The sequence below is a fragment of the Bordetella genomosp. 13 genome (genome assembly GCF_002119665.1).
Lineage (GTDB): Bacteria > Pseudomonadota > Gammaproteobacteria > Burkholderiales > Burkholderiaceae_B > Bordetella.
Genome location: NZ_CP021111.1, coordinates 4,142,939 through 4,163,549, shown reverse-complemented (window position 1 = coordinate 4,163,549; position 20,611 = coordinate 4,142,939). Strand labels below are relative to the sequence as shown.

Sequence of the window (20,611 nt, the reverse complement as noted above, 5' to 3'; positions counted from 1 at the left end):
GCATGTCCACATCGCATCCGCTCAACCAGGCCGTGATTGCCCAGGCGCTGTATGACCTTCGCAACGGCCAACTGCGCCGCTGCAAGGCCATGGGCTTCGGCGAGGCCGAGCTGGATGCGCTCAAGCACCCCGCGCTGATCAGCGTGCTGGCCAACGCCAGCGTCTCGTGGTGCTCGGTCACGGTCAACCGCGAAGTGCTGCAGCGCCTGCTCAACCAGGCACAGGACGTGGAGAAGGAAATCGCCACGGTCGATCGCATGCTGCGGCTGGGGGCCAGCACGGAGATGGTCAGCCGCTTCTATGGCCTGACCCATCAGGAAGTCGCCCTGCGGCGGGAGATCCTCGGCCTGCCCAAGCGCAAGGGGCGCCACCCCGTCCTGGACGAGACCCAGGACACCGAACTGTGGCGGCAATGGAAAGCCGTGACCAGCAGCAGGAACGTCGATCTGGAGGACGAGACCTCGATTCTCGATGCGGCCATGGACCTGGCCGAGGGCATGTCGCTGCCGCTCTCGGTGGTCTGGGCCGCGATCAGGAACTGGGTCGATCAGGGATTGGGCTAGGCCATGGCCGTGGACGACACCGCCCCACGAGCCCAGCGCCCTGGCCCCATCGCACTCGCCGACCTGTTCGACGCTGCGCTGAAGGACCTCGCGCCCAAGTCCAGCTCTGGCGCTCCCGCGTCCCTGCCTGCTCCAACGCCCACGCCTCCTACGTCCGGCGACGCCTTCCTGTTCAGTGGCAATCGGCACGAGAGCGTGCCGCGGCGGCTGTTCCTCGACCGCCGCCTGACACCGCTGGAGCGCAACGCCTGGCAGGTGTTCCGATTGATGCTCAACGACGATGGCGTCACGGCATTTCCCACCTATGAGCAGTTGCGCCCCTGGCTGGCGTCGATGCCCTGCGCAGGCCAGGCCTCCCATGAGACCGTGGCGCGGGCGCTGACGCTGCTGCGCCTGACGCGCTGGCTGAGCCTCGTGCGACGACGGCGCGACCCCAAGACCGGTCGCATCCTCGGCAACCTCTACGTCCTGCACGACGAACCGCTGACGCCGTTCGAGGCGATGCAACTCGACGCCGACTACCTGGCCCTGGTCAGCCAGTCGCTGGGGCATTCGGCCAAGGCCGTCCAGGTGGTGGGACTCAACACCCTCCAGGAGATCGCGGACGACCCGATGCTGTCCGGACGCACCTTGCCGTCGCGGCTGCAAGTGCTCGCCGAGCGCCTGGCCGACCAGGGCATCACCGCCTCCGAAAGTTATCCACAGGAGGATGCGGTCCACGATTCCGAAGAAGGGCCCGCGAGCCTTCTTCGGAATGGCGATCGCCCATCTTCGGAATCCGAAGCAGGGCCGAAACCCGCGCCAGACGGCGCTCTTCGGAATTCGAAGCAGGACCGTACAGTACGTAGTAGTCGTATTGATGAAGTACGTACTACCGCGCAGGCGCGTGCGCTGGGCGACCTGCAATGGCCCAAGCGCTTCGCGGAACTGAAGGCGGAACAGCAGGCCGGAGCCAAGATGGCGTTGCAGCAGGTGGACGCTGCCCTGCGGCAGGCCGTGCTGGACGAATGGGCCGCACGGTGCGGCAAGCATGGCATCCGCAACCCCGCCGGTTATCTGTTCGGCATCATCCAGCGCGCCATGCGCGGCGAGTTCAATGCCTGGGCCAAGCAGACCGGCCCGGCACCGCCAACACCATCGGCGGCGCGAGCGCCACCAACCGAGCCGCCGCGCAACGTCGTGCCGCCCGAGGTGGCCCGGCAGCACATCGAGCGCCTGCGCGATCTGCTGCGCAAATCCTGAGCACAGGGCTTGTCAAAGCCGTGAAGTAGATCTCCATGGCGGTCGGCAGAAACGGTCCCCTGGGGACGGCTGTGCGGTGAAGCGCCGGGCGACGGCGCGACATGCTGCGCAAAACCTGAGTAGAGCGCATGCAAGACCATGAAGCAGACCTCCATGGCGCTCAACGGAACGGTCCCCTGGGGACGGCTGCGCGGCGAAGGATCGTGTCGAACGGCAGCGCGACGTGCGGTGCAGCACGCATACCGTCAACAACCGAGGACGGGAACGCCGATGTGAGTGCCCATCTGCGGAGCGGTCCCCAGGGGACCGTTGCGCGCTGCGCCGCCAGCGCGCACAGAACCGGGGGTCGGCTCATTTCGGTTTGTTGACTGACTGCCTTCCGCTGCATGCGGATGCTGGCGGCTCCCTGTCCACCAGCGAGCGATCACCATGGCAACCAGCAACGAACCATTGCAACTCAACCTCGGCTCCCTGCGCAGCGCGATGTCGCTGACGCTGCACACCCACCACGCCTCGCGCATCTGGCATGGCCGCGCCGCCGCCGAGGGGCGACCCGGCATCGTCGGCCTGAACGGCTACATCGCCGTGATGAACAAGATGAAGCGCGGCTCGGAGCAGGACGACCCGTACAGCGACTGGTGGATGTTGCGCATCGAGGAAAAGCTCGACCAGACCAGGACCACGTTGCAATCGCTGCGCGAGCAGGTTGACCAGGCACTGGCCGGCGTGCCTGCGGCGTTGAGCCTGGGTGAGAACCTCAACGTGCAGCCGGTGAAGCTCCCCTTGTTCGTGAACGCGCAGCTCGGCTTTGCCGCCGTCTATCTGCTGGCCGACTACGACGACATCGCCCGCAAGCTGATCCTCGCCCACCACACCGCGCTGATCGATCGCTCGACGTTGGAGCGCTGGCTCAACGAAGGTGCCCACGCGCTGCGCAGCCTGTTCAGCCTGGCCCAGCAATACCGCTACTCGGGCTGCACCCGCGACGACTTCGCGGCCAAGAACGCCGCAGCTCGGGCAGCATTGGAGAAGTTCGGCGAACTGCCGCAGGACGTGCTCGAAGGCATGCGCCGCTCGAAGTTTGCGCCGCCCGTCGTGCGCCGTGGTCTGCAACAGCGTGGTGATAGCGCTGCCGCAGCCGCATCTCCCACCGACGAAGGCGCTGCCGCCGATTCGGCCGAGGCCAAGTCCACAGCCGCCGGCGAGGACGAACCGGCATGAGCGACCCGAACCGCGAACCGCGCTACTTCCGTCGTCTGGAACAGCCAGCCTTCATGCGGCTGGAACACGCGGCCTCTCTAAAAGGCCTTTTAAAGCCTTTTAAAGGTAAAGGGGACTTCGAGGCCTGGGCCAGCCAGTGCTTCGCCATGCGCGACGAGTTGATTGCCCTGGCGCAGCGACAGGTGCTGCCACAGGCGTGCGGGCATCCCTTCCACCTGCTTCCCGTCGAGCTGGCCCAGCAGACCACTGGCGCAGGCACGACCTTTCTTCGCTGGCGCAAGCACGATCGATCGGCCATGGGCGTGGCGTTGTGGCAGGAGCTGATGGCGAGCCCCAGCACGCCGGTCAACCTGCTGCACGACCTGCACGAGATCGAACTGCAGCGCGTCATGCTGAACATGCAGATCAGCCTGCTGCACACCCTGGGCAGGCAAGCACAGGAATGCGCCAGCAAGGCCGCGCAGGCGGACAACACCTACCTGCGCCGGCTCGCGTCCGTTCCTGCCGCAGTGCGCGATCGGTGATTGCGCCTGCCATCCGAGCACGCGCCCGAGCCCAACGAGGCACGGGTATTTCAACCACCACGGAGATTCCAACATGAGCACACAATTCATCGGCGAGGGCAACATCGGATCGCCTCCCGAGTACCGCGAATTCCCCAATGGCAACGACGATCCTCGCCGGTTGCTCCGGCTGAACGTGTACTTCGACAACCCCGTCCCCACCAAGGGCGGCGAGTTCGAGGACCGCGGCGGCTTCTGGGCGCCGGTGGAACTCTGGCACCACGACGCCGACCGCTGGCAGCAGCTCTACCAGAAGGGCATGCGGGTGCTGGTCGTCGGCCGCATGGAGCGCGACCCCTGGACGGACAACGAAGATCAGCCGCGTGAGACTTGGCAGGTCAACGCGCGCAGTGTCGGCATCCTGCCGTACCGCATCGAGTCTGTGGCCCTCAGCCCGAAGCCACAGGAGGCAGAGCCGAAGCCCCAGGCCACCCAGGAATCGACGGCGCCGAAAGAGACCAAGCGCAGGAAGTGATCGGGCATGGAGGGCGGCTGCCGCAGTGCTTCGCCGCCCTCCATGCGCTGCGAATTATCCCCAGGGGATAGCTCCACCAACGTCCACCGAGTTCCACGCGCGCTCCCGGAAATCGCGGCTCTCGGCCCGCACACTTCCGGCCACGCACCTTCCCCGCACTCGCCATTTCATCGGCGTGAAAGCGGTCGCTGCCGCATGCGGCTTGTTTGCTGCTGCCAGGGGCTGCGCTCGGCATCCTCGATCCCAGCAACTCCATGAACAACAGGAATCGGGATGGACGGATATGCGGCTGTTCTTGTGCGAGAAGCCCTCCCAGGGCAAAGACATTGGCCGGATTCTCGGCGCCACGCAGCGCGGTGAAGGCTGCCTCAACGGTTCCGGCGTCACGGTCACCTGGTGCATCGGCCATCTCGTGGAGGCGGCGCCGCCCGAGGCCTACGACGAGCAGCTCAAACGATGGTCCGTTGAGCAGTTGCCCATCATTCCCCAGCACTGGCGGGTCGAGGTCAAACCGAAGACCGCCACGCAATTCAAGGTCGTCAAGGCGCTCTTGGCGAAGGCGACTCACCTGGTTATCGCCACCGATGCCGACCGCGAGGGCGAATTGATCGCCCGCGAGATCGTGGAGCTTTGCGGCTACCGCGGCCCCATCGAACGCCTGTGGCTGTCGGCGCTCAACGATGCGTCCATTCGGGCGGCACTGGGCAAGCTGCGGCCTTCGGCCGAGACGCTTTCGATGTACCACTCGGCGCTGGCGCGCTCCCGTGCGGATTGGCTCGTGGGCATGAACCTGAGCCGGCTGTTCACGGTGCTGGGGCGACAGGCGGGTTACGACGGCGTGCTGTCGGTCGGCCGCGTACAGACCCCGACGCTCAAGCTCGTTGTGGACCGCGACCGCGAGATCGCGCGCTTCGTGTCCGTACCATACTGGGCCATCGCCGTGTCCCTGTTCGCAGGCGGTTCGACTTTCGCCGCGCAATGGGTTCCACCCGATGCGTGCACCGACGACGCAGGCCGCTGCCTGCGGCAGCCGGTCGCACAGCAGACCATGCAGCAGATCCGCGCTGCGGGCAGTGCCCACGTCGTGTCGGTGGAGACTGAGCGTGTCCGCGAAGGCCCGCCGCTGCCGTTCGACCTGGGCACCTTGCAGGAAGTGTGTTCCAAGCAGCTTGGGCTGGACGTGCAGGAAACCTTGGAGATTGCCCAAGCCCTGTACGAGACGCACAAGGCCACGACGTACCCCCGCTCGGACTCCGGCTACCTGCCCGAGAGCATGTTTGCCGAAGTGCCCACCGTTCTCGACAGCCTGCTCAAGACCGATCCCTCGCTGCGCTCGATCATGGGCCAGCTCGACCGCTCGCAGCGCTCGCGCGCCTGGAACGATGGCAAGGTCACGGCGCACCACGGCATCATCCCGACGCTCGAACCGGCGAAGCTCTCCGCCATGAGCGAGAAGGAACTGGCCGTGTACAGGCTCATCCGGTCGCATTACCTGGCGCAGTTCCTCCCTCACCACGAGTTCGACCGCACTGTGGCCAAGTTTTCGTGCGGGGGGCAGAACCTGGCGGCCACGGGCAAGCAGGTTGTCATCCCGGGTTGGCGCCAGGTGCTCGCCGAGCCGCAGGCCGAAGACGGTGATGGCGAGGGCGATACTGCGGTCCGCGCCCAGGTGCTGCCCGCGCTGCCGAAACTGTATGAGGGCCTGGCATGCCAGGTGGCCGACGTCGATCTCAAGGCACTCAAGACGCTGCCGCCCAAACCGTACACGCAAGGCGAGTTGGTCAAGTCCATGAAAGGCGTCGCCAAGCTGGTGTCCGATCCCCGCCTGAAGCAGAAGCTCAAGGATACGGTTGGCATCGGCACCGAAGCGACGCGGGCCAACATCATCGGCGGCCTGATCGCTCGCGGCTACCTCGTGAAGAAGGGGCGCGCCATCCGCGCCTCGGATGCGGCTTTCACTTTGATCGATGCCGTGCCTGCGGCGATTGCCGACCCTGGCACCACCGCCGTCTGGGAACAGGCGCTCGACATGATCGAGGCCGGACAGCTCACCCTGGACGTGTTCATCGGCAAGCAGGCCGCGTGGATTTCGCAGTTGATTGCGCAGTACGGCAGCGCCTCCCTGTCCATCAAGGTTCCCCAAGGGCCGGCATGCCCGCAGTGCGGCGCACCCACGCGCCAGCGCAGCGGCAAGAGCGGCCCGTTCTGGTCGTGCAGCCGCTACCCGGACTGCAAAGGCACGCTGCCAGTCGAATCCGGCAGCTCCAAGCGCGGCGCCTCGCGCCCGCGCCGTAGCGGCCGCAAAGGCTCCTGACCGCCCCCGTTCCCCGTGAGCCGTGCCCGCCTTCGGCGGCGTGGCCCCTGTCCCGCACTCCGCCGCATGCCCTGCGGGACGCCCAGCGCGCAACGCCTTCTTGATCCGTGTGCGCGTCCCGCCCAGCCGTCCCCGGCCGCGGGACCTGAAGGTAGCTTCTCTGCGAGCCGCACCACGCGCGTTCTGTTGATCTGCGTTTCTTCCGCCCTCTGCGAAGGGTCTCCCGGTGGCTTGCCAGGCTGCACGAGCCACCGGGAGACCCTTCGTGGTCAGCGGTAATCGGTGCCGGTGCCCGCCGGTGCAAAAACGGGCTCCCTTTGTGCGCGGATGTGCGCCAGACGATGCCGGCCCCAGCCACGACATGGGCCGGGTGTGATTGCTTGATGAGCAGACGGTTCTAGCGACGACCGGGCCTGCCAATCAGCCCACGGGTGGTTCCTCTTTTCTCCCGAGCCGAAGGCCGTTGGGCCTTCGGCGCCATTCTCCTGCCCATCAACGTCCCGGCCCGGCCATTGGCCTGGGCCACACGAACAGGAGAGACGACATGCACCCTCAACCTTGCGCACCGCTGCTGTACGGCAGACGGAGGTCGAGAACGGCATGCCCGCCTATCGCGCGGCCATCGCCAATGGTACGCTCGGCTGCAGCCGAGGCCGTAGCCCAAAGGCTGGACTACCTCTTTTGCAGAGGTAAACCTCGGGATGAACTGGGCGAAAACATGCCTTATGTGCCCGCCTTACGGCGAGCTGTTTCCGATGCTTCGCGCAGGATTTCCCGCCCCCCATTCGCTGCGATTGCGGCCACGATGACGCCCAGCACCAGATCCGGGATGTTCGACCCGAACCCCATCACCAGCACCCCGGACAGCACAATCGCACCATTGACGATGGAGTCGTTGCTGGTAAAGATCGCTGACGCCTTGAAGTTCACATCTTCCCCGCGATGGCGGCGCAGTAGTCTGAGGCACACTAGGTTCAAAGCCGCGTTCAGCGCGGCCATGGCCATCATGGCTGGGCCGACAGGCTCTTCCCCTCCAGCGAAGCGGCGTAGGACTTCCAACAGCAGCAGCGCGGCCAGGCCGATTAGCAAGAAACCCGACAAGCGGGCCGCGCCCACCTTGACCGTTGCCGCACGACCGACGGCATACAGGCTAACCGCATAGACCGACGCATCGGCGAGGTTGTCCAACCCGGCGCCCATCAGCGCCGTAGAGCCAGCCCAGATGCCAAGGGCAATGCCGGCGGCGGACTGCGTCAGGTTGATCAGCAACACAGTCAGAAGAATCTTTCGGTCCTTCGCATCGCTCGCATCTAGGCGGCCCAACTCGTCGTTTTCGTGATTTCTGTGGTTTTCAGCCATGCATTGTTCCTTCCAAATCGATGGATGCTGAAGCCTGTAGCGGCTGGAGAGTCAAGGCGCAGATGCAACGAACTTGCCACAGGGTCTTCCCGGACGCCCTTGACTCTACCGTAGCTAGAAGGTTTTCCAATCCAGTCAGAGCTTTAGGACAGAACAGATGAGCACCAATGCGCCCCCTTCATTGCGACTGTCATCCGGTATGGCTGCTATCCACTGATCCGTGGCGCCACTGCGGTTGTGCTCTTCGGCGAGCTCGCGACCGGCCGGCCGTCTTTTCCGACGGAGCTACTCACAGTGATCGTCGCGCTCGCTTGTGCCGCCTTGCTAGAGGGCGGGCGGCCTTTCCACTCCCCGTTGAGCCAGTAGCGGCGTTCCAAGCTGTGGTTGGCCGTCGGCGCATGGCTCGGCTTCTTGGTCGTGCATCTGGCCTTCCAGCACTCCAATCTGGGATACCGGGTCGGGCCGTTGGGATTGTTGATCGGGGTGGCTGAAGCCCATCGCTGGCATCACAAGCGTGAGCACGAAGACGCCCAAGTCAACTACGGCGATTTCTGGATGCCCGGGGGCCACTTGTTCAGCGCTTTCCGGTCGCAAAAGCACACGCTGGGCGCCAAAGAGTGACACTCAAGAAAGATGGACTTTCCAATGGACTACGGCCCGCAGCTTGTCTATCCCTTCCGGAGCCGGCCAGCAGCGGCAAACGCTTGCGCTGCTGGCTATACGATCTTGCCCACGTCGCATTCTTGCGCGAGTCGGGCCTTGCGGCTTCTTGCGAAGCGATCGCGAGTTGCGTGGCGTGCCCATGAGTCGGGCCGCGTCGTGGCGCACTGCTACCTTGGCCTGCACCTGCACCTGCGCAGCCACGCCGCGATGCTCGGTCTGGCCTGGAGAACCCGTAAGGTGGCGGAGATTGCGGCGCGCAGGTCGTCCGGCTCGCGCTGGCTCCTGTGGGCCACGCCCTCGGTCGCACGCCGTCTCAAAACGTCAGAATCGCGCGCTTTCGCATGATGGAGCGCGGCACGTGGCTCTCAGAACTGGACCCGATCACTTCCAGCACCGATGACACGCTCGAGCTTCAGGCGGGCTCGGCCAAGCTGTTGAGAATGCCGCACTCGCGCGAGGTTCGGGCGCTATCGCAGGAGCGTCGCAGATCCATTAACTCGCGCTCCAAGGCGCGCAATTCCTTCATCTTGGTCCGCACTTGCGCGATATGAGCGTCGACCAGCGCGTTCACCTCGCCGCAGCCCAACTCTGGCCGATCCCGTAAGTTCAGCAGTTGACGGATCTCATCCAGCGTCATGTCCTTCGCCCGGCAGCGGCGGATGAACAGCAAGCGCTGCAAATGGACTTCGTCATAGAGCCTGAAGTTGCCCTCGCTACGTGCAGGCTCGGGCAGCAAGCCTTCTGACTCGTAAAAGCGCACGGTCTGCACCAAGCAATCTGCCTTCTTGCCCAGTTCACCGATCCGCATCATGGTTGCTTCCTATAAAAAACTTGACTCTATATCTACTAGAGGTTTTCTAATGATGGCATCCGGGGAAAACCTTGTCAATGAAGAGCGATCTATGAACAAAGAACCTTCCAGCCCATGCGCCTGCTCCGGCGGCAATGGCCAACAGACGGCGTGCGCCAGTGAGCAGGCCAGCACTGAAACCACCGTTTTCCACGTGAGCAACATGGATTGCCGCAATGAGGAAGCACTGGTGCGGCGAACGCTGGAGGGCATGCCCGGTGTCGAGCGGCTCCTGTTCGATCTTCCGCAGCGTTTGTTGACCATTTCGCACCGCGAAGTCTCGGCCGATGCCTTGGAGCAAGCGCTGAATTCGGTGGGCATGAAGGCTCAGGCTGTCCGAGACGCCGCCGTGTCGACCACCTACCGCATCGAGAACATGGACTGCCCGAGCGAGGAGAAACTCATCCGCTCGCACCTCGGGGCAGTCGAGGGAATTCAGGACCTCGACTTCGACCTCGCTGAGCGCACCCTGTCGGTGAAACACCTCGCTCAGGCACGCGCGCAGATGGAGCAGGTCCTGGCCTCGATCGGCATGCGCGCCAAGGAGCAGACCTTCGGCCACACGGGGCCGATCGAAGCCGCGGCTGTGATCCCATCCTCGGCCCTGCAGCAGCAACCAACCGCTGCCGTTTCCGCGCCGCCGATCGGCGAGCGGGTGACGTACCGGATCGAGAACATGGATTGCCCGACGGAAGAAGCGCTGATCCGCGACCGGCTGGGCAAGCTGCCGGGTGTGACCGCGCTCGACTTCAATCTGATGCAGCGTGTGCTGGGAGTCCAGCACACGCTGGCGACCTCAGCGCCGATCGAGAAGGCGCTTGCTTCCATTGGAATGCAGGCTGCGCGGCAGGACATGCAGACAGCCACCACGGTACTTCGCATCGCGAAGATGGACTGTCCGACCGAGGAAAGTCTGATCCGCGGCAAGCTGCAAGGCATGCCGGGCGTGCAGGGAATGGATTTCAACCTGATGCAGCGCACGCTCACGGTTCGGCACACACCCGACGCGATCAAGCCGGCAGTCGAAGCCATCGAATCGCTGGGCATGGAAGCCGAGGTCCAGAGGACTGATGAGCCGCGCGATGCCCCGGTGGCCGCGCACAAGACCAATTGGTGGCCGATGGCGGTTTCGGGCGTTGCGGCGGTGGCCGCCGAAGGCGTGTACTGGGTCAACGACGGCAATCATTGGGCCGTGATCGTGCTGGCACTGGTTTCGATCTTCACCGGCGGCCTCAGCACCTACAAGAAGGGCTGGATCGCGCTGAAGAACCTCAACCTGAACATGAACGCCCTGATGGCCATCGCGGTCACCGGCGGCATGGCGATCGGCCACTGGCCGGAGGCCGCCATGGTCATGTTCCTGTTCGCGTTGGCGGAAGTGATCGAGGCGAAGTCGCTGGACCGCGCCCGCAACGCCATTCGGGGGCTGATGGACTTGGCGCCCGAGACCGCGACCGTGCGGCAGGCCGATGGCTCATGGACAGAGCTGCCGGCCAAGGAGGTCGCAAAGGGCGCGGTGGTCCGCGTGCGTCCTGGCGAGCGCATCGCACTGGACGGCCTGATCACCTCGGGTCGATCGGCCATCAACCAGGCGCCCATCACCGGCGAGAGCCTGCCCGTCGAGAAGGCCGAAGGTGACCAGGTCTTCGCCGGAACCATCAATGAGACCGGCTCTTTCGAATACAAGGTGACCGCAGGCGCCAGCGACTCGACGCTCGCGCGCATCATCCATGCCGTGGAGTCCGCGCAGGGCAGCCGTGCGCCCACGCAGCGCTTCGTCGACCAGTTCGCCCGCGTCTACACGCCGGCGGTGTTCGCGGTGTCCGTGCTGGTTGCCGTCGTGCCGCCGCTCGCCTTCGGCGGCGCATGGTTTGACTGGGTCTACAAGGCCCTGGTACTGCTGGTGATCGCCTGCCCCTGCGCTCTGGTCATCTCCACGCCGGTCACCATCGTCAGCGGCTTGGCCGCTGCCGCCCGACGCGGCATCCTGATCAAGGGTGGCGTCTACCTGGAGGGCGGGCGCAAGCTCAAGGCGTTGGCCCTGGACAAGACCGGCACACTCACACATGGCAAGCCCGAGCAGACCGACTTCGTGCCGCTGATCGGCGAGGCGCAGGAAGTTGCCGCCTGGGCCGCAAGCCTCGCGGCACGCTCGGACCATCCTGTGTCTCAGGCCATCGCCCGCAAGGCGAACCGTGACGGCATCGCGCTGCACGAGGTCGACGACTTCGCGGCGCTGCCTGGCCGCGGCGTGCGCGGCCGCGTCGCCGGGCGCATGTTGCACATGGGCAACCACAGGCTCGCCCAGGAGCTGGGCCTGAGCGAAGCGACGCTCCAGGCTCGGCTGGAGACCCTGGAGCGCCAAGGCAAGACAGCGATCCTGCTGATGGACGATGCGACCGTGCTCGGCATTTTTGCAGTGGCCGACACCGTGAAGGAAACCAGCCGTGAGGCGGTGGCCGACCTGCAGGCGCTGGGTGTGCGCACGCTGATGCTGACGGGGGACAACCAGCACACGGCCGCGGCCATCGCTGCCCAGGTCGGAATCTCTGAAGCCCGTGGTGACCAACTGCCCGAAGACAAGCTCAAGACCATCGAAAGCCTGGTCGGCGGCGAGGGCCAGGTGGGCATGGTGGGCGACGGCATCAACGATTCGCCCGCGCTCGCCCGTGCCGACATCGGCTTCGCCATGGGCGCGGCCGGCACCGACACCGCGATCGAAACAGCCGACGTCGCCCTGATGGACGACGACCTGCGCAAGATCCCCGCCTTCATCCGGCTGTCGCGTAGCACTGCGGCGATCCTCACGCAGAACATCGTTCTGGCCCTTGGCATCAAGGCGGTGTTCCTTGCGTTGACGTTCACAGGGCATGCCACCATGTGGATGGCTGTGTTCGCTGACATGGGGGCAAGTCTTTTGGTTGTCGTCAATGGGCTGCGCCTCCTGAAGTTCAAGGCGGCATGAACAATGGATGAACCATCTCTTCGCAAGACGCAGTGGTACTCACTCGCGATCGTTATATTCGCCGGCGATCAGGCAGCTAAGAGCTACATTGACGCGACAACTCCCTTGGGTTGGTCGCACGAGGTGGCGTCATTCTTCAACCTAGTTCACGCTCTCAATCCCGGCGCGGCGTTCAGCTTCCTTGCTGGCGCGGGCGGCTGGCAGCGGTGGTTTTTTCTGGCGATCGCGTTCGCAATATCGGCATGGCTCGCATGGCTGCTCTCCCGGCCGCTGCGCAAAACGGAAGGCCTTTCGTACAGCCTCATTCTGGGCGGCGCATTGGGCAACGCGTTCGACCGCGCCACGCGCGGGCACGTTATCGACTACATCGACTTTCACCTGCACGGCTGGCACTGGCCCGCCTTCAACATCGCTGACATGGCCATCGTGGGCGGGGCGATCGCGCTGGTGGCCCAGTCGTTCATGAGCGTGGAGAACCCGGCCGCCACAAAGGAGTCCCAGTGACATTGGGACGATCCGGAAATTCGCAATGCACACGGTGCAGGACACCAATCTGAAGAGAACGGCCCCCAGCATGAGCGGCCGCGGCTTGGCCCTCATGCTAGCGCCCACCGCCGCTTTTGCTGCAACGCCCTGTTGCGATGGCGGCGATTGCTGCAACGACGTCGCAATGCCTTGCTGTGAATAAACAGCACGCAAGCCAGTTGACCTGGCAATTATGAAAGTCCATCACGGCGATGCTGGCCTTTTTCGTTCCAATGAGCCGTCACGGAGAGGTGATGATGAAGCTATGCCGGGATCCTGCAAGCTTTAGGACGGTCTTCTTTACCGCATAGCGATATGCTGATGTCACCCGTTCGCCTCGCCTGGCAAGTACAAGTAGTTCGTCGCGGTTTTCTGGCCGTGTCCGCCCGCTTCGCTGGCCCTTTTGCCCCAAACAAGCGCAATCATGCCTGCGTTACCACCAAAGTTCGCCCCCGCCAGTTGCTGTTCCTAAAGGGCATCAAGCTCAACGCCATCGCCGACCGGCCAGCGTATTTCGCATCGCTGCGTGCCCGTCGGGGCCAGCCCATCGTCATCCTCGCAGAGCTGGGACCGGACGAGGCATTCGCCCTGTGGAAGCAGCATGTACTGGGCGACAGGCCTCGCTGACCCAGTTTCGCCTCATCCTCCTGACAGCCCCGCACTTATTGCGGGGCTTTCTTTTTTCCGCGTTCGCCAATCGGGGCTGTTGCAAATGCCGATTTCCGGCTGACGCGGCTCGCCTCGCGCATGAAGCTGCCCGCATGTGTCGCTGATTCGTCAGCACCATGCCAGCAGCCAGAGTTTCCAGGCTGCCGCGGATTCTTTCCGCGCTACCCGCCAGTCCGCCATCGCATCGAGTCTGCGGACGCGCGTCACCCGTGACGCCGATGCTTTTTTCTCAACCGCGTGCGGGAGCTGCCATCCCGTGAGGGACGAGGCCCCGCTTTTTCCAAGGAGCCCGTCCATGTCCCAGCAAGCCTCTTTCGGCCAGTTGGCCTTGATCCATTGCGGCAAGTTCCTGCCGCTCGAAATCCTGCATAGCGCCGCCGGCCACTACATCGGCACGCGCGATACAGAAGGTCCCGTTTCGCGGGAATCCTGCCAGTACTTCCGCAGCTATGCCGCGGCTCAACGTGCCCTCGAAAGAGGCGGCTGGTCCCAGCTCGCCACACCCTGATCCAACTGGAGGAACCACGTCATGAACCAGCTTTTGCCCCAGGAAGTCGTCGATCAGATCATGCGGGAAGAGCAGCATTTCGCCGCCGCGCCCCAAGCCTTCTTCGAGGTCTGGAAGCGCGGCGTCGAGATCGCAGGCCCGCAATGGTTTGGCGACGGCACGCGCGAAGGCCTGAACCAGGCAAAGAGCAAGTGGGATCTGCGTCCCGACATGCTGCGTGCCAACGACGCACTCGGCGTCCTGAGCAGCGGGGAACGCATGTTCCTGTCCGCCATGTTCAGCTTCTACAACGCGCGCGAGGGCGGTGCCATGCTCAAGCGCTGCCACTTCCAAGGACTGTCGGACTTCGATGGTCTCGATCTGCAACGTCGCCAGGTGATCGCCGACCTGCTGCTGAACTACAGCGGTTGGTGAGCCGGTCCCTGGCACACCTTCATCACTGCGTTCACGGGACCCCATGAGGGACATGCGCCTCGTTCGAGGCCATGTCCCTCGCGTTTTCTCCCCGCCCAGCGCCATCCGGCATCAGGCGGTTTCCCCTGCGGATGCCATCGTCCGCAAGGGCTGGCTCCGTTCATTCATCGAAAGGAGCCTTCATGGCCAACAACTACTACGAAGCCACCGGCGTTCTCGTGCTCGACCGTGTGACGCCCGTCATCCAGGCGCTGTTCGGCGCCTTCGCGCTGGACGAGAGCCACCCCGGCAACGGGCAGGCCTACATCGCCCAGATCGCCGAGACCACCAATCCGCAATGGCCGGACGTGCTCGATGGCCTGGAAGACCTGGCCACGCAACTCGGTATTCCGATGCCGGACGACGAAGGGCTGTCGATCCCGCCGCTGCTCGAACTGCTCGCCGTGCACTTCCGTGCCGATGAGGACGAAGAGCTGGGGAACTTGATCGACCGTCATTCGTTCGAGGACACCGCCGATCTCGACGCATTGTTTCTGATCGCCACCCGGTTCGATGACGGGCACCACCTGACCGCCATCCAGTTCGAGGGCTGCTGGTACTGCAGCAAGCCGCGGCTGTTCGAGTTCGGCGGCAACGGCTGCTACCTGAGCCGCGAGGTCCGCTTCATCAGCTCCTCCTCCCAGGCCCTCCAGCTCGGCGACCAATTGCGCAAGACCATTGTGGCCGCCGACATCGAAGAGGCTTCGGCCCTGATCGCGCTGGAGACCATCAATCTGCTGGCGGGCGTCAGCGACGAGCCATTCCGCATGAATTTGCGCCGGCGCGTCGCCGAGCGATTGGCCCAAACGCCAACGATCAGCGTCACCTGACGCTGTTTCCTTTCTTTCCACCCACCGGGGTCAATTCCCGGTGGCGGGGATTTGCTCCATCATTATTCTGTTGGAGAAATCCCATGTCCCAGAATCCCAATCCCTTTCTACGCGGCTACTGGAATCTGAAAATCGTCCGCACGCTGTCCATCAGCTACGAGGACGGAAGCCCGCATGTTTGGCGAAACATCCACCCGAGCCAGCAGCACCTCTGCGACGCGGCGCTGGTTTCTTCTCCTTGCATCATCACCAGCGACTTCGCGGTGGTCAGGACTGGCACCGAACCTGTCGGCGCCGCACTGATCGCCGAATGCGACGCGGCTGAAGGGGGCAGCGGCGAAGGCATGGTGGGTGCCGTGGTGTACGCGATCCACGGCGACGACTTCGACGGCCGCCCCGTCCACATTGGCGACACCTATTCGGCCGAGGCCGCACGGGAAGTCGTGCAGCGGTTGAGCTTCGAGACCGGCTACTACAGCCGGTGCTGGGAAATCAGCAGCGCGCACATCAGCCGCGAAACCGGCCAGTACCTGGCCAACCTGGCTGACCTCGCGACGCCGGAGGCCTTTTTGTTCATCGCGTTCCGGATTCCCTACAGCCCGGCGATCGGCGTCAAGCTGATCTCCACGCCCTGGACGGACCAGCACCTGCAGGACGTCGAGGGGATCGCCGCCGAGCAGCTTCGGCAGGAGCACCGCAGCAAGGGCATGCCGGACGAGCTGGCACAGATCCTTGAACTGGCCGGCCAGGCCGACGTGCGCATCCTCATCCTCGATGCCGACGCACCCGTGTTGCCGGGCCTATCGCTGGCCGGCGAATAGCTGCCACACACATCCCCGGCCTTCCTTGTCCTCACCGCATGCCGGCCCGGTCTCCCGCCAGAGAGCCGGGCCGGCGCACTTTCACAGGAGCGATCCCATGTTCCCCGACCTCATCACACCCGCATCCGACTTCGAGCACCAACTCGGAGCCTGCGTCAACGCCATGAGCCAGGAAGATGCCATCGGCCAGATCCTGGTATTCGAGCGCATGAGCGGCACGCTGCACATGCGCCATATCGCCAGCGCCGACCTGGTGGACACCGACGTGGACGACTACGAAATGGTCGTCTTCGACGGTGGCAACACAAGCGGCGACACGTGGAAACACGTGTTCTTTCCGCGTCAGCGCGAGCACTACTTCGTGTACCAAGCCTGATTCCTCCAGCCCCTTTCGAGGGGCTTTTTCTTGCCCGCAGCACAGGAAAACGGTTGTGGTGCGGTGCCGTTTCCTGCGGGCAGGCAGACCGCCCCAGGGCCATGCTTGCCCCATGTTCGTCGGCGTTGCCGGCACATGCCCAGGCAGTCGAGACCTTCGAGGCTGCAAGCGCGGGAAACCGTGCTGGTCGTTTCTTCCTACGGACCTACCGCGTCCATCCACGCCACCCACAAGGGACCTCTCCCTTGCGGGCGGGGAATCCCTTGTTTTTCCTCAAGGAGTTTCCCCATGGATCGTTCCCTCATCAAATCCATGATGCCTTCGCTGGTCGCAGGCCATGTGCCCCGCAACGTGCGGTCGTTCAAGTACCGCGTGTTCGATGATCAGCCGCTGTCCTCAACGCTGGGCTTCGCCATCGACCCCCAACCCTTCGACGGCAAGGTGGTCGCCGCGACCGACGATGCCATCGTCGTCAAGCTCAAGCCTTCCGAGTTCGCGGTGCTCGATCCCAGCCTGGTGACCACGGTTCCTGCCGAAGGCGCCAAGGTGCATGTCCAACCCTATGCCCGTCGTCGCTTCGACGGACTGCGCGCGGACACGCCGGAGGTCATCACCGAGGAGACTTCGGACGGCACGCCGTACACCATCACGAGGCACATCCTCGGCTCGGCGCCGGCCAAGCTGCCCATTCCCACGCCGCAGTGCATGGAGTTGGGCCAGCTCATCGAGCAGTTGGAGGAGATGCCGGCCCCCGATCGCTTCCGGCGCATCACCCACATGCTGGTGGATGCCGGTGCCCGCGACTTCACCTGGGTCGATCCCACGCCCTCCAAGATCATCGAGACCCCGCCGGCGATCAGCTTCACGGTCTCGACCGCGAAGTTCGAGGGCCGGGTGACGATCCTCTACGACCGCGGCGGAGACACCTACGTGGTGGAACTGCACCGTCAGAACGGTGAATCGGTCGAACTGGTCGATCGGCACGACGAGGTGTATTTCGACATGCTCGGCGAAGTGCTGGAGAGGCTCATCGACGACGGGCGCTGGCGCCAGATCGACGTGAGCATCCTCGACGCGAAAGCGGCCCGCAAGCGCCAGGCCGTCCCGGCATGACGCCCCGCAGCGAAACCGGGCGGTCCTGCGGCTGACCCGAGGCATCCGCCACGGCGTTCCAGCCGTTCCGGCCGCGTGCACTACAGGCCCTTCATCCCATCGGATGGAGGCCTTTCTCATTCTTCCACACAGGAGATTTCATCCATGTCACTGCGATTCAAAGGCGCTGACCTGCGCCCCGTGCTGACCGAAGCCATCGCCAATCAGGGGTCGTCTCAGAAAACGGAAAAAAATCGTACGCTAAGAGCCGAAGTGGGCCCTTTAGCAGCAATGCAAAGCTGCGATCAACGGGCAGGAAACATTGCCATGGTGCGCGTTGCACTCTCTCACTAGCGTCGACAGGGCCTCTTCCATCCGCGTGAGGTCCGCCATGCGTGCGCGCACATCGGCCAGCCGGTGAGCAGCCAGTTCGGCCGCCTCGCTGCAATGGGTGCCGTCCTCCAGTTTCAGGAGCTGGCCGACTTCATCCAGGCTGAATCCCAGGCGCTGGGCTGACTTCACGAACTTCACCCGCGCCACGTCCGCCTGCCCGTAGCGGCGGATGCGACCGTAGGGCCGCTCCGGCTGGGGTAGCAAGCCCTTGAGCTGATAGAAGCGGATCGTCTCCACGTTGACCCGGGCTGCCTTGGCGAAGGCCCCGATGGTCAGATTCTCTTGAGCGTTCTCCATGGCGCTTGACTCCGTAGTTGACTACGGAAGTAACGTTACAGCATCAAGCGAAGTCCCGGAAGGAGAACCTTATGTCGGAACCCAAGAACGGCTGCGGCGCACTGGCGACCGGCGGCGTCGCGGCCGTCCTCGCCTCGGCCTGCTGCCTCGGCCCCCTTGTCCTGGTCGCGCTCGGCTTCTCTGGCGCGTGGATCGGCAACCTGACCGTGCTGGAGCCGTATCGGCCGATCTTCATCGGCGCAGCGCTCATCGCGCTGTTCTTCGCCTGGCGCAGCATCTTCCGACCAGCCCATGCCTGCAAGCCCGGCGACGTTTGCGCCGTGCCCCAAGTGCGGACTGCCTACAAGGTGATCTTCTGGATCGTGGCCGCCCTGGTTCTGGTTGCCCTCGCGTTTCCCTACGTCCTGCCGCTGTTCTACTGAAAGGAGATCACCATGAAGAAACTCACCACCCTCACCACCCTCATCGCCCTGGCCGCCGCTCTAAGCGCGCCCGCCTGGGCTGCCACCAAGACCGTCACCCTGTCGGTGCCCGGCATGACCTGCGCCGCGTGCCCGATCACGGTCAAGACGGCTCTGTCCAAGGTCGCCGGCGTCGAGAAGGCCGAAGTCAGCTTCGAGAAGCGGGAGGCCGTCGTCACCTTCGACGAGGCCAAGACCAATGCCGACGCCTTGACCAAGGCCACCGCAAACGCGGGTTACCCGTCCAGCGTCAAGCAGTGAGGGCGTAATCATGGCCGAGGCGATCACCCTCCACATCGAAGGCATGACCTGCACGTCGTGCGCCGAGCACGTCCAGCAGGCTTTGACGAACGTGCCCGGCGTGCGCGCGGCCTCGGTGTCCTATCCGCAGCGGCAGGCCGAAATCGAGGCGGATGCAGGCGTGAGCGTGGCCCCGCTGGTTGCCGCAGTGGCCACGCTCGGCTATCGCGCACGGCTTACCGACACGCCGAACAAGCCTGCCGGCCTGCTAGACAAGGCGCTGGGCTGGCTCGGTGGCGAAACGAAGCATGTTGGCGGTGAACAAGCGCTGCACGTGGCTGTGATAGGCAGCGGCGGCGCGGCGATGGCGGCTGCCTTGAAGGCCGTGGAGCAAGGCGCCCGCGTCACGCTGATCGAGCGCGGCACCATCGGCGGCACCTGCGTCAATGTCGGCTGCGTGCCGTCCAAGATCATGATCCGCGCCGCGCACATCGTCCACCTGCGCCGCGAAAGCCCGTTCGATGCTGGCCTGCCGGCCGCAGCGCCCGCTGTACTGCGCGAGCGGCTGCTGGCCCAGCAACAAGGCCGCGTCGAGGAGCTGCGCCATGCCAAGTACGAAGGCATCCTGGCAAGCACTCCGGCCATCACCGTGCTGCGCGGCGAGGCCCGGTTCAGGGACACGCGCACGCTGACCGTGGCGACCGCTGACGGCGGCACGCACGAGGTGAACTTCGACCGCTGCCTGATTGCCACCGGCGCGAGCCCGGCGCTTCCGCCAATCCCGGGCCTTGCGGACACACCCCACTGGACCTCCACCGAGGCGCTGGAAAGCAGCTCGCTCCCCGAGCGGCTGGCCGTGATTGGTTCCTCCGTGGTGGCGGTCGAGTTGGCGCAAGCCTTCGCCCGGCTGGGCAGCCAGGTCACGATCCTGGCGCGCAGCACGCTGTTCTTCCGAGAAGACCCGGCCATCGGGGAAGCCGTAACAGACGCCTTCCGCGCCGAGGGCATCGAGGTGCTGGACCACACCCAGGCGAGCCACGTTGCCTATGCGGGCGGGGAATTCGTGCTCACCACCGGGCAGGGGGAAGTGCGCGCCGACAAGCTGCTGGTCGCCACCGGTCGCGCGCCGAACACGCGCAGCCTGAACCTTGAAGCGGCAGGCGTCGAAGTCAATGCGCAGGGAGCCATCGTCATCGACCGCGCCATGCGCACGAGCGCACCGCACATCTTTGCTGCCGGCGACTGCACCGACCAGCCGCAGTTCGTCTATGTGGCGGCGGCGGCCGGCACGCGCGCCGCGATCAACATGACCGGCGGCGACGCGGCGCTGGACCTGACGGCGATGCCGGCGGTGGTGTTCACCGATCCGCAGGTGGCGACCGTGGGCTACAGCGAGGCGGAAGCGCACCACGACGGCATCGAGACCGACAGCCGGCTGCTGACGCTCGACAACGTGCCGAGGGCGCTCGCCAACTTCGACACGCGCGGCTTCATCAAGCTGGTGGCGGAAGCTGGCTCAGGGCGGCTGATCGGCGTACAGGCGGTCGCGCCGGAAGCGGGCGAACTGATCCAGACGGCCGCGCTGGCGATCCGCCACCGGATGACCGTGCAGGAGCTGGCCGACCAGTTGTTCCCCTACCTGACCATGGTCGAGGGACTGAAGCTCGCGGCGCAGACCTTCAACAAGGACGTGAAGCAACTGTCCTGTTGCGCCGGATGAGGAAAAGGGAG

Annotated in this window: 23 protein-coding genes; 20 read left to right on the top strand and 3 right to left on the bottom strand. The window is 64.8% G+C overall.

Annotated features, from left to right (window positions below):
* Nucleotides 1-2: 2 nt before the first annotated feature.
* The 6 genes from CAL15_RS18770 to CAL15_RS18745 all read left to right on the top strand — a co-directional run bounded on the left by CAL15_RS18770 (nt 3) and on the right by CAL15_RS18745 (nt 6,378).
* The gene (locus CAL15_RS18770; RefSeq protein ID WP_003090097.1) at nt 3-563 is read left to right on the top strand and encodes a DUF2857 domain-containing protein; all 561 of its coding nucleotides are present in this window, start codon (nt 3-5) and stop codon (nt 561-563) included.
* Between the two features lie 3 nt (nt 564-566).
* Nucleotides 567-1,805: an STY4528 family pathogenicity island replication protein gene (locus CAL15_RS18765; protein WP_003116837.1), complete on the top strand. Its 1,239-nt coding sequence runs from the start codon at nt 567-569 to the stop codon at nt 1,803-1,805.
* A gap of 429 nt (nt 1,806-2,234) precedes the next feature.
* Nucleotides 2,235-3,026 carry a PFL_4669 family integrating conjugative element protein gene (locus CAL15_RS18760; RefSeq protein ID WP_003116836.1) on the top strand — a complete coding sequence of 264 codons (792 nt, stop codon included), beginning with the start codon at nt 2,235-2,237 and terminating at the stop codon, nt 3,024-3,026.
* Nucleotides 3,023-3,550, top strand: a complete 528-nt coding sequence (locus CAL15_RS18755; RefSeq protein WP_003098978.1) for a DUF3158 family protein — start codon at nt 3,023-3,025, stop codon at nt 3,548-3,550. The genes CAL15_RS18760 and CAL15_RS18755 overlap by 4 nt, the downstream gene beginning before the upstream one ends.
* Nucleotides 3,551-3,623: 73 nt before the next feature.
* Nucleotides 3,624-4,064: a single-stranded DNA-binding protein gene (locus CAL15_RS18750; protein ID WP_003098976.1), complete on the top strand. Its 441-nt coding sequence runs from the start codon at nt 3,624-3,626 to the stop codon at nt 4,062-4,064.
* A gap of 283 nt (nt 4,065-4,347) precedes the next feature.
* Nucleotides 4,348-6,378, top strand: coding sequence for a DNA topoisomerase III (locus CAL15_RS18745; RefSeq protein ID WP_003116834.1), 2,031 nt, complete (start codon nt 4,348-4,350; stop codon nt 6,376-6,378).
* A gap of 723 nt (nt 6,379-7,101) precedes the next feature.
* On the opposite strand, the gene CAL15_RS18740 is transcribed toward CAL15_RS18745, so the two are convergent.
* Nucleotides 7,102-7,737 carry a cation transporter gene (locus CAL15_RS18740; RefSeq protein ID WP_003098972.1) on the bottom strand — a complete coding sequence of 212 codons (636 nt, stop codon included), beginning with the start codon at nt 7,735-7,737 and terminating at the stop codon, nt 7,102-7,104.
* A gap of 411 nt (nt 7,738-8,148) precedes the next feature.
* On the opposite strand from CAL15_RS18740, the gene CAL15_RS24715 reads away from it, so the two are divergent.
* On the top strand, nt 8,149-8,358 hold the full coding sequence (locus tag CAL15_RS24715; RefSeq protein ID WP_014747696.1) for a hypothetical protein: 210 nt from the start codon (nt 8,149-8,151) through the stop codon (nt 8,356-8,358).
* 12 nt (nt 8,359-8,370) lie between these two features.
* Nucleotides 8,371-8,745 carry a DUF3703 domain-containing protein gene (locus tag CAL15_RS24710; protein WP_011516992.1) on the top strand — a complete coding sequence of 125 codons (375 nt, stop codon included), beginning with the start codon at nt 8,371-8,373 and terminating at the stop codon, nt 8,743-8,745.
* Nucleotides 8,746-8,812: 67 nt separating this feature from the next.
* Here the strand turns inward: CAL15_RS24710 and cadR are convergent, their stop codons facing one another.
* Nucleotides 8,813-9,211, bottom strand: coding sequence for a Cd(II)/Pb(II)-responsive transcriptional regulator (gene cadR, locus CAL15_RS18725; protein ID WP_003098965.1), 399 nt, complete (start codon nt 9,209-9,211; stop codon nt 8,813-8,815).
* Nucleotides 9,212-9,302: 91 nt separating this feature from the next.
* On the opposite strand from cadR, the gene CAL15_RS18720 reads away from it, so the two are divergent.
* The 9 genes from CAL15_RS18720 to CAL15_RS18680 all read left to right on the top strand — a co-directional run bounded on the left by CAL15_RS18720 (nt 9,303) and on the right by CAL15_RS18680 (nt 17,510).
* Nucleotides 9,303-12,215 carry a heavy metal translocating P-type ATPase gene (locus tag CAL15_RS18720; RefSeq protein WP_003098961.1) on the top strand — a complete coding sequence of 971 codons (2,913 nt, stop codon included), beginning with the start codon at nt 9,303-9,305 and terminating at the stop codon, nt 12,213-12,215.
* A gap of 3 nt (nt 12,216-12,218) precedes the next feature.
* Entirely contained in the window at nt 12,219-12,719 is a 501-nt protein-coding gene (gene lspA, locus CAL15_RS18715) for a signal peptidase II (RefSeq protein WP_003098955.1), read from the top strand.
* Between the two features lie 336 nt (nt 12,720-13,055).
* Entirely contained in the window at nt 13,056-13,367 is a 312-nt protein-coding gene (locus CAL15_RS24860) for a hypothetical protein (RefSeq protein ID WP_003108988.1), read from the top strand.
* Nucleotides 13,368-13,704: 337 nt separating this feature from the next.
* The gene (locus tag CAL15_RS18705) at nt 13,705-13,917 is read left to right on the top strand and encodes a hypothetical protein (RefSeq protein ID WP_003116833.1); all 213 of its coding nucleotides are present in this window, start codon (nt 13,705-13,707) and stop codon (nt 13,915-13,917) included.
* Nucleotides 13,918-13,938: 21 nt separating this feature from the next.
* A complete protein-coding gene (locus CAL15_RS18700; RefSeq protein WP_003116832.1) occupies nt 13,939-14,331 on the top strand; it encodes a hypothetical protein in 393 nt (130 codons plus the stop codon).
* Nucleotides 14,332-14,513: 182 nt separating this feature from the next.
* The gene (locus tag CAL15_RS18695) at nt 14,514-15,200 is read left to right on the top strand and encodes a hypothetical protein (protein ID WP_003116830.1); all 687 of its coding nucleotides are present in this window, start codon (nt 14,514-14,516) and stop codon (nt 15,198-15,200) included.
* An 83-nt stretch (nt 15,201-15,283) separates the two neighbouring features.
* Nucleotides 15,284-16,021, top strand: coding sequence for a DUF5983 family protein (locus CAL15_RS18690; protein WP_003116829.1), 738 nt, complete (start codon nt 15,284-15,286; stop codon nt 16,019-16,021).
* A 97-nt stretch (nt 16,022-16,118) separates the two neighbouring features.
* The gene (locus CAL15_RS18685; protein ID WP_003116828.1) at nt 16,119-16,397 is read left to right on the top strand and encodes a hypothetical protein; all 279 of its coding nucleotides are present in this window, start codon (nt 16,119-16,121) and stop codon (nt 16,395-16,397) included.
* 288 nt (nt 16,398-16,685) lie between these two features.
* Entirely contained in the window at nt 16,686-17,510 is an 825-nt protein-coding gene (locus tag CAL15_RS18680) for a hypothetical protein (RefSeq protein WP_003098941.1), read from the top strand.
* A gap of 261 nt (nt 17,511-17,771) precedes the next feature.
* Here the strand turns inward: CAL15_RS18680 and merR are convergent, their stop codons facing one another.
* Nucleotides 17,772-18,179, bottom strand: a complete 408-nt coding sequence (merR, locus tag CAL15_RS18670) for an Hg(II)-responsive transcriptional regulator (RefSeq protein WP_003098939.1) — start codon at nt 18,177-18,179, stop codon at nt 17,772-17,774.
* Nucleotides 18,180-18,250: 71 nt separating this feature from the next.
* Here merR and merT point away from each other — a divergent pair, with 71 nt between their 5' ends.
* From merT to merA, 3 genes are read left to right on the top strand one after another with little or no spacing between them, the layout of a single operon-like run.
* The gene (gene merT / locus CAL15_RS18665) at nt 18,251-18,601 is read left to right on the top strand and encodes a mercuric ion transporter MerT (RefSeq protein ID WP_003116827.1); all 351 of its coding nucleotides are present in this window, start codon (nt 18,251-18,253) and stop codon (nt 18,599-18,601) included.
* 12 nt (nt 18,602-18,613) lie between these two features.
* A complete protein-coding gene (merP, locus tag CAL15_RS18660; protein WP_003116826.1) occupies nt 18,614-18,901 on the top strand; it encodes a mercury resistance system periplasmic binding protein MerP in 288 nt (95 codons plus the stop codon).
* A 10-nt stretch (nt 18,902-18,911) separates the two neighbouring features.
* Entirely contained in the window at nt 18,912-20,600 is a 1,689-nt protein-coding gene (gene merA, locus CAL15_RS18655; protein ID WP_003098932.1) for a mercury(II) reductase, read from the top strand.
* Nucleotides 20,601-20,611: the final 11 nt, after the last annotated feature.

What these genes read in the sequence shown, in the direction of transcription:
- CAL15_RS18770 (WP_003090097.1), top strand. Translation starts at nt 3, where the DNA reads ATGTCCACATCGCATCCGCTCAACCAGGCCGTGATTGCCCAGGCGCTG.
- CAL15_RS18765 (WP_003116837.1), top strand. Translation starts at nt 567, where the DNA reads ATGGCCGTGGACGACACCGCCCCACGAGCCCAGCGCCCTGGCCCCATC.
- CAL15_RS18760 (WP_003116836.1), top strand. Translation starts at nt 2,235, where the DNA reads ATGGCAACCAGCAACGAACCATTGCAACTCAACCTCGGCTCCCTGCGC.
- CAL15_RS18755 (WP_003098978.1), top strand. Translation starts at nt 3,023, where the DNA reads ATGAGCGACCCGAACCGCGAACCGCGCTACTTCCGTCGTCTGGAACAG.
- CAL15_RS18750 (WP_003098976.1), top strand. Translation starts at nt 3,624, where the DNA reads ATGAGCACACAATTCATCGGCGAGGGCAACATCGGATCGCCTCCCGAG.
- CAL15_RS18745 (WP_003116834.1), top strand. Translation starts at nt 4,348, where the DNA reads ATGCGGCTGTTCTTGTGCGAGAAGCCCTCCCAGGGCAAAGACATTGGC.
- CAL15_RS18740 (WP_003098972.1), bottom strand. Translation starts at nt 7,737, where the DNA reads ATGGCTGAAAACCACAGAAATCACGAAAACGACGAGTTGGGCCGCCTA.
- CAL15_RS24710 (WP_011516992.1), top strand. Translation starts at nt 8,371, where the DNA reads ATGGACTTTCCAATGGACTACGGCCCGCAGCTTGTCTATCCCTTCCGG.
- cadR (WP_003098965.1), bottom strand. Translation starts at nt 9,211, where the DNA reads ATGATGCGGATCGGTGAACTGGGCAAGAAGGCAGATTGCTTGGTGCAG.
- CAL15_RS18720 (WP_003098961.1), top strand. Translation starts at nt 9,303, where the DNA reads ATGAACAAAGAACCTTCCAGCCCATGCGCCTGCTCCGGCGGCAATGGC.
- lspA (WP_003098955.1), top strand. Translation starts at nt 12,219, where the DNA reads ATGGATGAACCATCTCTTCGCAAGACGCAGTGGTACTCACTCGCGATC.
- CAL15_RS24860 (WP_003108988.1), top strand. Translation starts at nt 13,056, where the DNA reads ATGCTGATGTCACCCGTTCGCCTCGCCTGGCAAGTACAAGTAGTTCGT.
- CAL15_RS18705 (WP_003116833.1), top strand. Translation starts at nt 13,705, where the DNA reads ATGTCCCAGCAAGCCTCTTTCGGCCAGTTGGCCTTGATCCATTGCGGC.
- CAL15_RS18700 (WP_003116832.1), top strand. Translation starts at nt 13,939, where the DNA reads ATGAACCAGCTTTTGCCCCAGGAAGTCGTCGATCAGATCATGCGGGAA.
- CAL15_RS18695 (WP_003116830.1), top strand. Translation starts at nt 14,514, where the DNA reads ATGGCCAACAACTACTACGAAGCCACCGGCGTTCTCGTGCTCGACCGT.
- CAL15_RS18690 (WP_003116829.1), top strand. Translation starts at nt 15,284, where the DNA reads ATGTCCCAGAATCCCAATCCCTTTCTACGCGGCTACTGGAATCTGAAA.
- CAL15_RS18685 (WP_003116828.1), top strand. Translation starts at nt 16,119, where the DNA reads ATGTTCCCCGACCTCATCACACCCGCATCCGACTTCGAGCACCAACTC.
- CAL15_RS18680 (WP_003098941.1), top strand. Translation starts at nt 16,686, where the DNA reads ATGGATCGTTCCCTCATCAAATCCATGATGCCTTCGCTGGTCGCAGGC.
- merR (WP_003098939.1), bottom strand. Translation starts at nt 18,179, where the DNA reads ATGGAGAACGCTCAAGAGAATCTGACCATCGGGGCCTTCGCCAAGGCA.
- merT (WP_003116827.1), top strand. Translation starts at nt 18,251, where the DNA reads ATGTCGGAACCCAAGAACGGCTGCGGCGCACTGGCGACCGGCGGCGTC.
- merP (WP_003116826.1), top strand. Translation starts at nt 18,614, where the DNA reads ATGAAGAAACTCACCACCCTCACCACCCTCATCGCCCTGGCCGCCGCT.
- merA (WP_003098932.1), top strand. Translation starts at nt 18,912, where the DNA reads ATGGCCGAGGCGATCACCCTCCACATCGAAGGCATGACCTGCACGTCG.